This window comes from Curtobacterium sp. MCPF17_046, from assembly GCF_003224295.1.
Taxonomy (GTDB): Bacteria; Actinomycetota; Actinomycetes; order Actinomycetales; family Microbacteriaceae; genus Curtobacterium.
This window is the reverse complement of record NZ_QKLB01000013.1, coordinates 79,899-93,385: the sequence shown is the minus strand read 5'-3', so window position 1 is coordinate 93,385 and position 13,487 is coordinate 79,899. Positions and strand designations below refer to the sequence as shown.

13 protein-coding genes are annotated in these 13,487 nt (G+C 72.6%); 5 read left to right on the top strand and 8 right to left on the bottom strand.

Annotated elements, in window-relative coordinates; genetic code table 11:
- Positions 1 to 305 precede the first annotated feature (305 nt).
- Complete coding sequence (locus DEJ32_RS12185) at positions 306 to 875, top strand: manganese efflux pump MntP family protein (RefSeq protein ID WP_110901466.1); 570 nt, start codon at positions 306 to 308, stop codon at positions 873 to 875.
- A 45-nt stretch (positions 876 to 920) separates the two neighbouring features.
- On the opposite strand, the gene DEJ32_RS12180 is transcribed toward DEJ32_RS12185, so the two are convergent.
- From DEJ32_RS12180 to DEJ32_RS12165, 4 genes are all read right to left on the bottom strand, one after another.
- The gene (locus tag DEJ32_RS12180; RefSeq protein ID WP_146234151.1) at positions 921 to 1,265 is read right to left on the bottom strand and encodes a hypothetical protein; all 345 of its coding nucleotides are present in this window, start codon (positions 1,263 to 1,265) and stop codon (positions 921 to 923) included.
- A 116-nt stretch (positions 1,266 to 1,381) separates the two neighbouring features.
- Positions 1,382 to 2,371, bottom strand: coding sequence for an XdhC family protein (locus DEJ32_RS12175; protein WP_110901464.1), 990 nt, complete (start codon positions 2,369 to 2,371; stop codon positions 1,382 to 1,384).
- Entirely contained in the window at positions 2,371 to 5,181 is a 2,811-nt protein-coding gene (locus tag DEJ32_RS12170; RefSeq protein ID WP_110901463.1) for a molybdopterin cofactor-binding domain-containing protein, read from the bottom strand. The genes DEJ32_RS12175 and DEJ32_RS12170 overlap by 1 nt, the downstream gene beginning before the upstream one ends.
- Positions 5,178 to 6,002, bottom strand: coding sequence for a xanthine dehydrogenase family protein subunit M (locus DEJ32_RS12165; protein WP_110901462.1), 825 nt, complete (start codon positions 6,000 to 6,002; stop codon positions 5,178 to 5,180). Before DEJ32_RS12165 ends, DEJ32_RS12170 begins: the two co-directional genes overlap by 4 nt.
- Positions 6,003 to 6,218: 216 nt before the next feature.
- Between DEJ32_RS12165 and uraD the strand changes: the two genes are divergently transcribed.
- Genes uraD through DEJ32_RS12145 form a run of 4 tightly spaced genes read left to right on the top strand, consistent with a single transcriptional unit; the run spans position 6,219 to position 8,638 of the window.
- The gene (uraD, locus tag DEJ32_RS12160) at positions 6,219 to 6,737 is read left to right on the top strand and encodes a 2-oxo-4-hydroxy-4-carboxy-5-ureidoimidazoline decarboxylase (protein ID WP_110901461.1); all 519 of its coding nucleotides are present in this window, start codon (positions 6,219 to 6,221) and stop codon (positions 6,735 to 6,737) included.
- Entirely contained in the window at positions 6,734 to 7,060 is a 327-nt protein-coding gene (gene uraH / locus DEJ32_RS12155; protein ID WP_110901460.1) for a hydroxyisourate hydrolase, read from the top strand. Before uraD ends, uraH begins: the two co-directional genes overlap by 4 nt.
- 8 nt (positions 7,061 to 7,068) lie before the next feature.
- Complete coding sequence (pucL, locus tag DEJ32_RS12150; RefSeq protein ID WP_110901459.1) at positions 7,069 to 8,025, top strand: factor-independent urate hydroxylase; 957 nt, start codon at positions 7,069 to 7,071, stop codon at positions 8,023 to 8,025.
- A gap of 16 nt (positions 8,026 to 8,041) precedes the next feature.
- Positions 8,042 to 8,638 carry an NTP transferase domain-containing protein gene (locus DEJ32_RS12145; protein ID WP_258368367.1) on the top strand — a complete coding sequence of 199 codons (597 nt, stop codon included), beginning with the start codon at positions 8,042 to 8,044 and terminating at the stop codon, positions 8,636 to 8,638.
- Between the two features lie 71 nt (positions 8,639 to 8,709).
- Here DEJ32_RS12145 and DEJ32_RS12140 read toward each other — a convergent pair whose 3' ends face one another.
- The 4 genes from DEJ32_RS12140 to DEJ32_RS12125 all read right to left on the bottom strand — a co-directional run bounded on the left by DEJ32_RS12140 (position 8,710) and on the right by DEJ32_RS12125 (position 13,462).
- A complete protein-coding gene (locus DEJ32_RS12140; protein ID WP_110901474.1) occupies positions 8,710 to 9,804 on the bottom strand; it encodes an alkene reductase in 1,095 nt (364 codons plus the stop codon).
- A 66-nt stretch (positions 9,805 to 9,870) separates the two neighbouring features.
- Positions 9,871 to 10,083, bottom strand: a complete 213-nt coding sequence (locus DEJ32_RS12135; protein ID WP_110890165.1) for a hypothetical protein — start codon at positions 10,081 to 10,083, stop codon at positions 9,871 to 9,873.
- A 48-nt stretch (positions 10,084 to 10,131) separates the two neighbouring features.
- Positions 10,132 to 10,575: a MarR family winged helix-turn-helix transcriptional regulator gene (locus tag DEJ32_RS12130; RefSeq protein ID WP_110901458.1), complete on the bottom strand. Its 444-nt coding sequence runs from the start codon at positions 10,573 to 10,575 to the stop codon at positions 10,132 to 10,134.
- Positions 10,576 to 10,696: 121 nt separating this feature from the next.
- Positions 10,697 to 13,462 (bottom strand): MMPL family transporter, encoded by a 2,766-nt coding sequence (locus DEJ32_RS12125; RefSeq protein WP_110901457.1) that lies wholly within the window; start codon positions 13,460 to 13,462, stop codon positions 10,697 to 10,699.
- Positions 13,463 to 13,487 lie beyond the last annotated feature (25 nt).

The following is a 13,487-nucleotide window of genomic DNA, read 5'->3' as shown; positions in this document are numbered from 1 at the left end:
AAGGGGTGGAGAACCAGCGATGTGCGGCTGGTGAGCGCTTGCGGGCCGTTCCCGGCTTGTGACAGTGATTCGGCACCGGTGCCGACATGGTTTGGGTGGGTTTCCCGTCGTTACCGTCCTGTTACATCCGGCCGCCCCGCCGGGTCGTCCGCTCCTACCCGAGCGGTGCGCCCAACGGGCGGATTCGGGCAGACGAATCCTCCTGATCAGGCCTTTCCGGTCCCGGAGGCTGCGATCGACATGGCAGGATCGTCGGGTTCCGAGACGACGGCGTCTCCTCCGTCCGTCTCGAGAGGCGCCACCCCATGTCGTTCTGGGCCCTGTTCCTGATCGCGCTCGGCGTCTCCGCCGACGCCTTCGCCGTCGCACTCGGCAAGGGCCTGCACATGAAGCGGTTCTCCGTGCGCCAGGCCGTGGTCATCGCGCTGGTGTTCGGGGCCTCCCAGGCGCTCATGCCGCTGCTCGGGTGGCTGCTCGGCACCGCCTTCGCCAGCGCCATCGCGGATGTCGACCACTGGGTCGCCTTCGGCCTGCTCGCGCTCGTCGGCGGGAAGATGCTGTGGGAGGCCTTCCACGGGCACGAGGACACCGACGAGGACACGGACCGGCTCCGCGTCCGGGAACTGCTCGTCCTCGCCGTCGCCACGAGCATCGACGCGCTCGCGGTCGGCATCACGCTGGCGTTCCTGCCGGTGTCGATCGGGTGGGCGGTGCTGCTCATCGGGGTCACGACCGCGGTGCTGAGCTACGTCGGCGTGGTGGTCGGCCGGCGCGTCGGTGCACGCTTCGGCAAGCCGGCGGAGATCGCCGGGGGCGTGGTGCTCATCCTCATCGGCGTGCTGATCGTGCTCGAGCACACGGGCGTCCTGGGCTGAGTCGCATCCCCACGGGCGGACGGTGCCGAGAGCGGAGGAGGACGCTCAGACACCCAGCGGCGTCGGTGCGCCGAACCACAGTGCCACCGGTGCGACCACGACGACCAGTGCGCTGGCGAGCAGCACGGCGGTCGCTGCGGTCGGCGCCCGTCTCCCGCCGAGTGCGACGGCAGCGAGGACCAGCGCTGCCACCGAGCCGCACCACGGTCCGACGGCCAGGACCACGACGAGCGGCCACAGGAAGAGCGCCGTGTCCGCGCCGCGCAGCAGCACCGGCAGCCAGAGAGCTGCCCAGAGCACCAGCAACGCTCCGGCGGACACCGACGTCAGGACGGTCGCGACGACGAGCGTGGTTCCCCGAGCGCCGATCGGGCCGGTTGTCATGGACACAGCTGGAGCCTAGCGAGCCGGGTCATCGCGGCTGACGCCGTCGATGTCGTCGGAGTGAGATCGCCGATGCTCCGCGCCGTCCGGGGTACCGGCGGGGAGTGACCCGCCGCGGCTGGTCACCGGGTCTGGGCCGTCCGCCGGTGGAGCGCCCCGCTCCCGTCGACGAGCGGACCGCCCGGAGCGCCCCGTCGCACGGCCACCACCTCGGCCATGATCGCCAGTGCCGTCTCCGCCGGTGTCTCCGCTCCGATGTCGAGCCCGATCGGGGAGCGCAGCCGCGCGGTGTCCGGCGTCCCGAGGTCGTGCAGCACCGCCAGACGCCGCTCGTGCGTCGCGCGGGACCCCATCGCCCCGACGTACCCGGCACCGCGGCGGAGGGCGAGGTCGAGCACCTCGGCGTCGAACCGGTCGTCGTGGGACAGCAGCACCACGACGCTGTCCGGCCCGATCGCGGTGTCGGCCAGCACCCGGGGCGGCCACCCCACGATCCGCTGCTGCGCCGCCGGGAACCGCTGGTCGGTGAGGAACACCGGCCGCGGGTCGACGACGGTGACCGCGTAGCCGAGCATGGCCGCGGTGTTCGTCACGGCGACGGCGAACTCGACGGCACCGACGACGATGCAGCGGGCGCGGCCACCGGCGTACTCGGTGAAGACCCGCGTCCGGCACCCGTCCGCCGGACGCACGACCGCGCCGAGCGACGCGGGCTCCAGGGACACCGTGAGCGACGTCGGCGTCCCGGCGGCGGCGGCACGGAGCGCGTCGAGCACGACGGCATCGCTCGGCAGGACGCGGTGGACGAGGACCTCGACCCGCCCGCCGCACCGCAGCCCCGGCGCCCAGTCGGCAGCGGGGTCGGACGGGTCCTCGAACCCGAAGCGCTCGAGCACGGCGACACCGGTCGTCAGGACCTCCTCCGCCGTCAGGTACAGGGACCCCTCGACGCACCCGCCGGAGATCGTCCCGACGACCTCGCCGCCGGGCAGCACCGCCATCGAGGTGCCGGTCCCGCTCGGCGAGCTGCCCTGCACGTCGACTGCGGTCGCGACGACGACGGGGTCGCCGGCGTCGAGGACGGCCAGGAGGCGCGGCGCCAGTTCGAACATCACGCACCTCCGGCGTCGGCCGGGTCGGCGAGCAGCGCCCACACCCGGTCCCGGGTCATCGGGAGACGGTACGGCCGCACGCCGATCGCGTCCCGCACGGCGTTCGCGATGGCCGGGGCGACGGGGTTGTAGGGGGCCTCGCTCATGGACTTCGCCCCGAGGGGACCGAGCGGGTCGTGTGTGTCGGCGAACAGCACCTCGGTGCGTGGCACGTCGGACATCTTCGGCACCCGGTAGGACCGGAAGGCGTCGGTGGTGACCCGTCCGGTGTCGTCGAGCACGACCTCCTCGTACAGGGCCGAGCCGACCGCCTGCGCGACACCGCCCTCGACCTGCCCCCGGAGCTGTTCGGGGTTGAGCACGGTGCCGGCGTCCACCGCCTGGACGCTCTGCAGGACCCGGACCTCACCGGTGGGGCGGTGCACGGCGACCCGGGCCCCGTGCACGGTGAACGCGAGTGACCGGGGCGTGCCGTCATGGGTGCCGTGCGCGACGAGCGGACCGTCGACGAGCAGTTCCGCGTGCCCGACGAGTTCGTCGCCGACCCGCACACCCCCGGGCTCCACGGCGACCGCAGGCCCTAGCACCCCCGATGCGGTCCGTGGGGTCCGGGCTGCCACGACCACGAGTGCCCGTGCGGTCATCTCGTCCCGGAGGGCCTGCGCGGCCGCGTACAGGGCACGTCCGGCGACGACGACGCCTGCGGAGCCGAACGCACCGGTGTCGTACCGTGCGGCGTCGGTGTCGGACTGGTGCACCTCGACGCGGTCCGGGGTGGTGCCGAGCGCGGTGGCGACGAGCTGCGTGTGCACGGTCGTCGTGCCGTTGCCGAACTCGGCGGTGCCGACGCCGATCCGGTAGCGGCCGCCCGGCAGCAGCTCGACCGAGGTGTGCGCGTGGTGTCCCCGCGGCGGCATGGTCGCGATGGCCGCGAGCGCGACGCCGGTGCCGAACGCCCAGTCCGGGGAGCCGTCGGGCCCGGGACCCGTCAGGACCGGCCCGTCCGTCCGCGGGACCTCGGGCAGGGGCCCGGCCAGGGCCTGTTCCACGAGGTCGAGGCACTGGTCGAGCCCGTAGCTGCCCTCCCACCGCAGGTCGGTCTCCTCGTGCGGATCGGTCACGACGAGCGGGTCACCGGGCACGACGACGTTCCGCCGCCGGAGCTCGAGCGGGTCGATGCCGAGCTCCCGCGCCAGCTCGTCCATCGCGGACTCGATCGCGAACACCACCTGCCCGAGGCCGTACCCGCGGAACGCTCCCGACGGCAGGTTGTTCGTGTACACCGACTCCGCGTCCACCCGCTTGGCCGGGCACCGGTACACAGCGACGGACTCGCTGACCGAGTGGAACATGACGCCGATGCCGTGGTTGCCGTACGCCCCTGTGTCCATCGTCTGGTCGACGTGCATCGCGGTCAGCCTGCCGTCGGTGTCGGCGCCGAGGCGGACCCGGACGCGCATGGGGTGCCGCGTCGGCGCGATCGTGAACTCGTCGCGTCGGCTGAACTCGTACTGCACGGTCCGGCCCGTGCGCAGCACGGCGAGCGTGACGAGGTCCTCGGTGAGCATCTCCTGTTTGCCGCCGAACCCCCCGCCGACCCGCTTCGCGACGACGCGCACCCGGGCCGGGTCGAGCGCGAAGACGCGGGCGATCTCGTCGCGGACCAGGAACGGGACCTGCGTGGCGGTCCAGAGCACGAGCCTCCCGTCCGGGTCCACCCACCCGCGGGTGGCGTGCGTCTCGAGGGCGGCGTGCGAGACCCGGCCGGTGCTCCAGGTGCCGTCGACGGTCGCGGCGGCGACCGCGAGGGCCGCTCCGACGTCGGCCGTCTCGCCGTGGAGGCTCGCCACGACGTTGCGCGTCGGCTCGGCGATCCGGTGCTCGGCCGACGTCTTGTCGCCGTGCAGGAGGGGTGCGCCCGGTCGGCGTGCGGCGTCCGGGTCGTGCACGCTCGGCAGGACCTGGTAGTCGACGCGGAGGAGCGCACACGCCAGCTCGGCGGTCCGGACGCTGTCGGCGACGACCGCGGCGACCCGTTGTCCGCGGAACCGCAGCACGCGGTCGAGGACCCGGGTGTCGTCCGGGTCGTCGAGCCGCGACTCGTGCCGTCCGGTGGAGAACAGGACGCCGGGGTCGTCCCGGTACGTCAACACCGCGTGCACCCCGGGGAGCGCCTCGGCCGCGGTGGTGTCGATCGCGGTGATGCGGGCGTGCGGGTGCGGGCTGGCGAGGACGGCGAGGTGCAGCAGGGCCTCGGTGGCCCGGACCGCGGGGGTGTCGGGGACGTCGAGCGTGTACTCCTCCTGTCCCGTGACGACGCGCATCGCGGCCGGGGCGCCGACGGACGTGCCGACCGCCGCGCCGGGGGTCGCGCACGCGGTGTTCACGACACCGTCGAGCGCGTCCTCGATCGCCCGGTACCCGGTGCAGCGGCAGAGGTTGCCCTTGAGCTTCCGGTGCCGGTCGGTGTGGTCGTCGTCGGTGAGCGTGGACGCGGTGACGACGAACCCGGCTGTGCAGAACCCGCACTGGAACCCCGGAGCCTCCGCGAACGCGCGCTGCACCGGGTGCGGGTGCTCCGGGGTGCCGAGGCCCGCTGCCGTCGTCACCGTCCGGCCCTCCAACCGGTGTGCGGGCGTGATGCAGGAGTGCACGGGCACCCCGTCGACGAGCACCGAGCAGGCACCGCAGTCGCCGGCGTCGCACCCCTTCTTCACCGACGTCACGCCGTGCTGCCGGAGGAGCGTCCGGAGGACCTGACCGGGCTGCGGTGCGACCTCCATCGGGGTGCCGTCGACCTCGATCTTCATCGGGTCCCTCCCGCTGCGGCTTCGTCGCGGAGCTCGTGCGCGGAGCGGGTGCTGACCGCGCGGCGCCAGGCGGGGGACCCGTGCGGGTCGTCGTACCAGTGGTCGTCGGACCCGAGCGCGGCCGTGAGTGCGTCGTCGAGCCCGTCGGCCGTCGGGACCCCGGCGAACCGGAACACGACCGGGCGCGGGGTAGCCGCCGTGACCACGAGCACGAACTCCTGCGCGGACCACCGTGCGGTGACGAGGGACCCCGACCGGCCGTACGGGCTGAGCGACACGCGCCGGTACCCGGTCGTCGCTCGGAGAGCCGCCTCCGGGACCTCGAAGGACCGGATGACCTCGTCGTGGCGCAGGTCGAGCGTGCGCACGCCGAGGACGAGCCGCTCGACGGGCACCCGCCGCTCCCCGCCGTCGGGCGTCCAGATGACCGCGGTGGCGTCGAGCGTGACGAGCAGCGCCGTCATCGCACCCGCGGGCAGTCCCACGGCCACGTTCCCGCCGACGGTCGCGGCGTTCCAGACCTTGAACGACGCGAGCAGGGCGTTCGCGCACTGCTCGACGAGCGGCCACGCGCGCCACGACACATCCGGCCGCACGCGGAGCAGCGACGCGATCGTGCAGGTCGCGGCGACGGTCAGGGTGCCGGGCGCGCGTTCGACGTCCGGCCAGGCGAGCGACGTCAGGTCGACGAGCCCGGTCAGGCCGGGCTGTTCCTCCGAGAACAGCCACGTGCCGCCACCGAGCGGGCGGTCACCGGGGGAGAACGCGAGGTCGTCGCGGTGCGACGGTGTCCGCACGGTGCGGACGGAGACGAGGTCCATGGACAGGTCCGATCAGGGCAGGGCGACGGGGGACGGTCAGCGCACCGACTCGTCGGCCGTGCGCGATCATGCCCCGGTTCCATGCCATGTCGGCAACCGTAGGGAACCGGTGTTTCAGCACCGTTTCGGGGAAGCAACAGCCGGTGGCGGTCGCCGCGCCGGAGCCGTGACCTGCTCGACGCCTGCCCGAAACACGGGGGTGCCATCCTCCGGGACATGACCGTTCCGCTGTCCACCCCCGTCGTCGTCCACGTGTTCGACCGACTCGACGACGCCGACGCCCGTGCACTCGTGACGTCCTGGGCCGCCGTGCCCCGGTGGGTCGAGGCCGTGCTCGCCGGTCGTCCGTTCGGGACCGTCGGCGCCCTCACCGCGGCGGCCGACCGGCTCGCACGCACGTGGACCGACGCCGAGGTCGAGGCCGCGCTCGCCGAGCACCCGCGCATCGGTGACCGTCCCGTCGGTGACGGGGCGGCGGCAACGGCCTCCCGGCTCGAGCAGGCTGCGTCCGCCGGTGCCGACGTGGCCACCGCCGCGGCGCTCCGGCAGGGGAACGCGGACTACGAAGCGCGGTTCGACCGGGTGTTCCTGGTCCGGGCCGCCGGGCGGACCGCGGACCAGGTCCTCGCCGAACTCCGCCGACGACTCGGCAACGACGACGACACCGAACGCACCGAGGTCGCCGACCAGCTGCGGGAGATCGCCCTCCTCCGACTCGCCAGGAGCGTCGCATGAGCCACCTCACCACCCACGTGCTCGACACCACGCACGGTCGACCGGCCGCGGGCATCGCCGTCACGCTCGTCGACGCCGACGGGGTGCTCGTCGCGTCCGGCACCACCGACCCGGACGGCCGCATCGCCGCGCTCGGCCCGGACCGCCTGCCGCCGGGGGAGTGGACGCTGACGTTCGCCACCGGCGCGTACTGGGCCGGACTCGACCTGCCGGCGTTCCACCCCCGCGTGGTCGTCGTGCTCACGGTGCCGGACGACCCCGTGCACCTGCACGTCCCCCTGCTGCTCAGTCCGTTCGCCCACTCCACCTACCGAGGGAGCTGACCCCGACCATGACCGACACCACCACGACCGACACCACCACCAGCACGTCCGTCCCGACGACCGTGCACCTCGGCGCGAACCAGTACGGGAAGGCCGAGGTCCGCCTGGTCCGGGTCACCCGCGACACCGACCGGCACGAGATCGAGGACCTCACCGTCACCACGCAGCTGCGCGGCGCGGCGCTCGCCGACTCCTACACGGACGGCGACAACGCGAAGGTCGTCGCGACCGACACGCAGAAGAACACCGTGTACGCCTTCGCCCGGGAGCACGGGGTGCACAGTCCCGAGGAGTTCCTGCTCCGGCTCGCCCGACACTTCACCACGGCGTTCGACTGGTACGACGGCGCGACGCTCTCCGCCGAGCAGCACACGTGGGAACGCATCGCCGTCGCGGGCCGCGAGCACGACCACGCCTTCGTCCGGGCCGGTGCCGGCACCCGGACCGCGGTCGTCCAGGTCGACGGCGACGACGTGCACGTCATCGCCGGCGTGACGGACCTGACGGTGCTCAAGTCCACCGGCAGCGAGTTCCACGGTTTCCCGCGGGACGGTTACACCACCCTGGCCGAGACCGACGACCGGATCCTCGCGACCTCGGTGACCGCCCGCTGGCGGTACCTGCCGGACGCGGTCGCGGCGGGCATCGACCACGACGCCGTGTACGCCGGCGTGCTCGAGACCATGCTCGCGACCTTCGCGGAACTGCACTCCCTCGCGCTGCAGCAGACGCTCTTCGCGATGGGCCGGGCGACGATCGAGGCGTTCCCCGAGATCGCCGAGGTGCGCTTCTCGATGCCGAACAAGCACCACTTCCTCGTCGACCTCGCGCCGTTCGGGCTCGACAACCCGGGCGAGGTCTTCTTCGCCGCCGACCGCCCGTACGGCCTCATCTCCGGCTCGGTCGTCCGGGACGGCGTGGCCGAGGCGCCCGCTGCGTGGACAGCGCTGCCCGGGTTCGTGTGACCGGGGCAGTTCCCCGGTGAGCGACCGCGCCGGGGGCACCACGGGCCTCCTGCTGGCGGCGGGGGCGGGCACCCGCATGGGCATGCCGAAGGCCCTGGTCCGCGACGCCGGCGGGCGACCGTGGGTCACCACGGCGGTCGACACGCTGCTCGCCGGCGGGTGCGACGCGGTCGTCGTCGTGCTCGGGGCGTCCGCCCGGGAGGCCCGTCCGCTGGTCCCGGACCGGCCGTCGGTCCGCACGGTGGTCGCCTCCGCGTGGGCGGAGGGGATGGGGGCGTCGCTCGCCGCCGGGCTCGCCGTCGTCAGGGAGGGCGACGGGGCCGCCGCGGTGGTCGTGTCCCTCGTCGACCTGCCGGACCTGCCGGTCGCGGCGGTCCGGCGTGTGCTCGACGTGCCGGGTGATCGTCGTAGGGCCCTACGCCGAGCCGTGCACGACGGACGCCCGGGGCACCCCGTCCTCGTGGGGCGGGTGCACTGGGGGCCGCTGGCGGCGGTGCTCCACGGGGACCTCGGAGCTGGCCCGTACCTGCGGTCCGCCGGCGCCGAGCGGGTCGAGTGCGGCGACCTGTGGGACGGCCACGACCACGACCGGCCGGGACCCGGCCGCCGGTGAGCCGGGCGTGGCACGGACGACGGGAGGCCCGGTACCACCGGTACCGGGCCTCCCGTCTGCGCAGGCGACGACTACGCGACCGACGCGCGCACCTCGGCGAGTGTCGGGTAGTCGGTGTAGCCCTCGGCGCCCTGACCGTAGAAGAGCTCCGGCCGCGGCTCGTTGAGCTCGGCGTCCTGCTCCCAGCGCTCGGCGAGGTCCGGGTTCGCGATGGCCGGGCGGCCGACGGCGATGGCGTCGGCGATGTCCTCGTCGACGACCATGACCGCCTCGTCGCGGGTGGTCATCGCGCTGAAGCCGGAGTTGACGACGAACGGCGCACCGGCGGTCCGACGGATGTGCTGCACCAGGTCACCGGCGGGGTCGGCGTGCAGGACGTCGATGAAGGCGAGGCCGAGCGGTGCGAGCCCCTCGGCGATCGCGCTGTAGACGGCGCGCACGTCGTCGGCGTCGTCCTCGACGACACCCTGGATACCGTGCGCCGGGGACAGGCGGATGCCGGTGCGGTCGGCGCCGATGGCCTCGGCGACTGCCGTGGTGACCTCCACTGCGAAGCGCGCGCGGTTCTCCGGCGAGCCGCCGTACTGGTCGGTCCGGATGTTCGAGTGGGTCGACATGAACTCGTGCACGAGGTACCCGTTCGCTCCGTGCACCTCGACGCCGTCGATGCCGGCGGCGATGGCGTTGCGGGCGGCCTGCACGAAGCCCTGGACTGCCTCGGCGACCTCGTCGGTCGTGAGCTCGTGGGGGACGGGCATGTCGGCCTTCGAGCCGTCGGCCAGGTGCGTCTGACCGGGGGCGGCGACGGCGCTCGGGCCGACGATGCGCGGGGTCTGCGCGATCGAGGGGTGCGAGACGCGGCCGCCGTGCATGAGCTGCATGACGATGGTGCCGCCGCGCTCGTGCACGGCGTCGGCCACGCGGCGCCAGCCGGCGATCTGCTCCTCGGTCTCGATGCCGGGCTGCCCGGGGTACGAGCGGCCCTCCTGGACGGGCCAGGTGCCCTCGGTGACGATCATGCCGAGGCTCGCGCGCTGCGCGTAGTGCTCGACGAGCAGGTCGTTCGGGACGCCGTGCTCACCGGCGCGGGTGCGCGTGAGCGGTGCCATGACGATGCGGTTGCTGAGTCGGAGGGCGCCGAGGGCGGCGGGTTCGAAGAGCTTCACGTGGAGCGGGAACACGAGCGCCGTGTTGCGTATTCCGACTTCACGCGCCGCAGCGGTCCGTCGGCGTCAGCGGCGCGGGCAGACGAGGGTGGAGGAGCGCACCTGGCCCTCCGGCCGGATCACGGTGTGCAGGGACAGCGGCTGGTGACAGATCGGGCACTCGCGGTCGACGGTCCGGTCGTCGATCCCCTCGGGGTGGCCGGCACCGATCTGTGACGGGCCCATCTTGTCGATCAGCGTCGTGTTCCAGCGTTCGTACCACCGGGCGAAGCGTCCCATGGCTGCCTTCCGTTCTTACCCTGATCGTTAGTGTACTCGCTGTTCGCCTCAGACTGCGTCGACGACCTCCAGGAGTGCGGTGAGTTCGTCCTTGAGCGCCTCGAGCCGTGCGACCGGCCATCCCAGCCGTGCCGCGACGGTGACCGGGACTGCTTCGGCGCGGTCGCGGAGTGCGCGCCCCGCGGTCGTCAGCGACACCGCGAGCTGTCGTTCGTCCTCGGTGCTCCGGCCACGACGGACGTAGCCCGACGCTTCCAGCCGCTTCAGGAGTGGGCTCAAGGTCGCGGACTCCAGACGGAGGTCGGTCGCGATCTCCCGCACCGAGCGCGGGTCACGCTCCCACAGGGCGAGCATCACGAGGTACTGCGGGTGGGTGAGGCCCATCGGTTCGAGCAGCTCGCGGTAGAGCCCGACGACGCTCCGGCTCGTGGCCGCGAGGGCGAAGCAGAGCTGCCGGTCGAGGGAGAGCGGGTCCGTCGCGGTGTTCGCCATGCAGCCACCGTACCCTTCGTGCACGAAGAGTCGCGCGAGCGGTGCCAGCGACCGGACGCACAGGAGGCCCGGTGCTGGTCTCGTGGACCGGCACCGGGCCTCCAGGCGGTGGCGCTGCTGCCTACGCGCGGTGCGCCGGCGGGTGTCCCGAACCGTGCGTCGGCGCGTCCGGCTCCGCCGGAGCGGCGTGCGACCCGTGGTGGCCGCCGCCGGACTGCGCATCGCCGACGGGGTCCGTCGCTGCCTGTCCGGCGTCGGCCTGTCCCGTGGCGGCCGGGGTGCTGCCGTCCGCGACGGAGCGGTGCCCGGTGACCGGCTGCATGCGCTCGAGCTTCGCGCCCTCCACGTCCACGTCCGGCAGGATCCGGTCGAGCCACTTCGGGATCCACCAGGCGCTCCGACCGAGCAGGTGCATCACGGCCGGGATGAGCAGCATGCGGACGACGAACGCGTCGAGCAGGACACCGAACGCCAGACCGAACCCGATCGGCTTGATGGTCGACGACTCCGAGAAGATGAAGCCCGCGAACACCGAGATCATGATGATCGCGGCCGCCGTGACCACCGCGCGGCCGGCGTGCAGCCCGCGCTGCACCGCGACCTTCGCGCTGGCCCCGTGAGCGTACGCCTCACGCATGCCGGAGACCAGGAAGAGCTGGTAGTCCATCGCGAGCCCGAACAGGATGCCGATCTCGATGATGGGCAGGAAGCTCAGGATCGGTGCCGGGTCGTGCACGCCGAACACGCTGCCGAGCCAGCCGAACTGGTAGATCGCGGTCAGGCCACCGAACGAGGCGAGCACGGACAGGATGAACCCCGCCGTCGCCGTGATCGGCACCAGGAACGACCGGAACACGATGATGAGGATGATCAGCGACAGGCCGACCACGACCGCCAGGTAGAGCGGCAGCACGTTCGCGAGCTTCTCGGACACGTCGATGTTCGCACTGGCGTTGCCCGCGACGCCGAGTTCCACCCGTCCGTCATCGGTCGAGACGCTCTGGGCGCGGAGGTCCTTGACGAGCTCCTCGGTCGAGACGCTGTCCGGGCCGCCGTTCGGCTTCACCTGGAAGGCGATGATCGTGCGGTCCTTCGACGCGCCGATCGGGAGCACGGCGTCGACGTCGTCGTTCTCCGCGAGCGCCTGGCCGATGGTGACCTCGGTCGCGGTGACGTCGTCCTCGCTGACCGCCTGCGGCAGTGTCGCGACGACGAGCAGCGGACCGTTCTGACCGGCGCCGAACTCCTGCTCGAGCGTCTTGTACGCCTTGTACTGGCTGGACTCGACCGCCTCGGACGACCCGGAGGGCAGACCGAGTCGCATCTGCGTGGCGGGGAGGGCGATCGTGCCGAGGACGGCGACGCCCGCGATGAGGGTGATGACCGCGCGCCAGGTCGACATCGGCTTGTTCGGCACCCGGACGGACCCGGTGTTGCCGATCTGCTGGCGCTCCTTCTTCCGCAGGATCCGGAGGCCGAGCAGCGACAGCAGTGCCGGCGTGAACGAGGTCGCGATGAGGATGGCGAACAGGACCGCCACCGCCCCGACCGTGCCCATCAGGCCGAGGAACGGGATGCCCGTGATGTTCAACGCCAGGAGCGCGACGATGACCGTCGTGCCGGCGAAGACCACGGCGTTGCCCGAGGTGCCGTTCGCGAGCCCGATCGACTCGTGCACGCCCATGCCCTGCTTCAGCTGCGTCCGGTGCCGGTTGAGGATGAACAGCGAGTAGTCGATGCCGACGGCCAGGCCGAGCATCACCCCCAGGACCGGCGTGACCGAGATGAACTCGACGAGGTCCGAGAACGAGAGCGACGCGAGGGTGGCGACGCCGACGCCGAGCACCGCGCTGAGGAGCGGGATCGCGGCACCGATGACGGTGCGGAGCATGAGGAACAGCACGAGCGCCGCGATGACGACGCCGATGATCTCGCCCGGTCCCAGGATCGAGGGCACACCCTGCGCGATGTCGTTGGACACGTACACGTCGACGCCGCTGATCGTCGCCGCCTCGGCGCGGTCGGAGATCTCCTGCTTCGTGGTCTGCGGGACCTCGTAGGTCGACTTCGTGAACTGCACCGTGCCGATGGCCGCGGAGTCGTCCGACGAGACGAAGCGGATGTCCTTCGACAGGTCGAGCAGGTCGGAACCCTGTTCGAGGTCACGCTCGCTGTCCTCGAGCTTCTGCGTGTTCTGGTCGATGGTCTTCTGCGCGTCGGCGAGCTGCTGCTCGCCCGCCGTGAGTTGCTGCTGCTGGGCGTCGATCTGCGCCTGCGCCTGCTCGAGCTGCTGCTGGCCGGCCTGTGCCTGCGCCTGGGCGGCGGGGCTCGCAGCCGCGGCGGCACCGGCGGCGCTGGCCTGGGCCTCCGCCTGGGCCTTCTGCGCGTCGAGCTGGGCCTGGGCGTCCGCGATCTGCTGCTTGCCGGACTCCAGCTGCTCCTTCTGGGCGTCGAGCTGCGCCTGACCGTCTTCGAGCTCCTTCCGCCCGTCGCTGATCTCCTTGCGCCCGTCGACGATCTTCTGCCGCTGGTCGTCGAGTCGCTGCTGCGTCGCGAAGCCGTCGGTCGTGCCCTTGACGCCCGGCAGGTCCTCGAGGTCCGTCAGGAACGCCTGCACGTCGTCCCGCTGGGCGCTCGTGAAGGCCCCGCCGTCCTTCGTCTGGAAGACGATCGTCCCGTTGCCGCCGTTCGCACTCGGGAACTTGTCGGCGAGTTCGTCCTGCACCTGGCTGGTCTTCGTGCCGGGGATGGAGATCGCGGAGGAGATCGTGCCCGAGAACAGGCTGAAGGTGACACCGGCGATCGCCATGAGCACGATCCAGGCGATGATCACCGTCCAGTGTCGGCGGGCCGCGAAGCGACCGAGGCGGTAGAGGAGACCGGCCATGCTGGGCGCCGTTCCTTTCGTGGTG

Excerpts from the sequence above, each read along its gene's own strand:
- DEJ32_RS12185 (WP_110901466.1), top strand. The coding sequence starts at position 306 with ATGTCGTTCTGGGCCCTGTTCCTGATCGCGCTCGGCGTCTCCGCCGAC.
- DEJ32_RS12175 (WP_110901464.1), bottom strand. The coding sequence starts at position 2,371 with ATGTTCGAACTGGCGCCGCGCCTCCTGGCCGTCCTCGACGCCGGCGAC.
- DEJ32_RS12170 (WP_110901463.1), bottom strand. The coding sequence starts at position 5,181 with ATGAAGATCGAGGTCGACGGCACCCCGATGGAGGTCGCACCGCAGCCC.
- DEJ32_RS12165 (WP_110901462.1), bottom strand. The coding sequence starts at position 6,002 with ATGGACCTCGTCTCCGTCCGCACCGTGCGGACACCGTCGCACCGCGAC.
- uraD (WP_110901461.1), top strand. The coding sequence starts at position 6,219 with ATGACCGTTCCGCTGTCCACCCCCGTCGTCGTCCACGTGTTCGACCGA.
- uraH (WP_110901460.1), top strand. The coding sequence starts at position 6,734 with ATGAGCCACCTCACCACCCACGTGCTCGACACCACGCACGGTCGACCG.
- pucL (WP_110901459.1), top strand. The coding sequence starts at position 7,069 with ATGACCGACACCACCACGACCGACACCACCACCAGCACGTCCGTCCCG.
- DEJ32_RS12135 (WP_110890165.1), bottom strand. The coding sequence starts at position 10,083 with ATGGGACGCTTCGCCCGGTGGTACGAACGCTGGAACACGACGCTGATC.
- DEJ32_RS12130 (WP_110901458.1), bottom strand. The coding sequence starts at position 10,575 with ATGGCGAACACCGCGACGGACCCGCTCTCCCTCGACCGGCAGCTCTGC.
- DEJ32_RS12125 (WP_110901457.1), bottom strand. The coding sequence starts at position 13,462 with ATGGCCGGTCTCCTCTACCGCCTCGGTCGCTTCGCGGCCCGCCGACAC.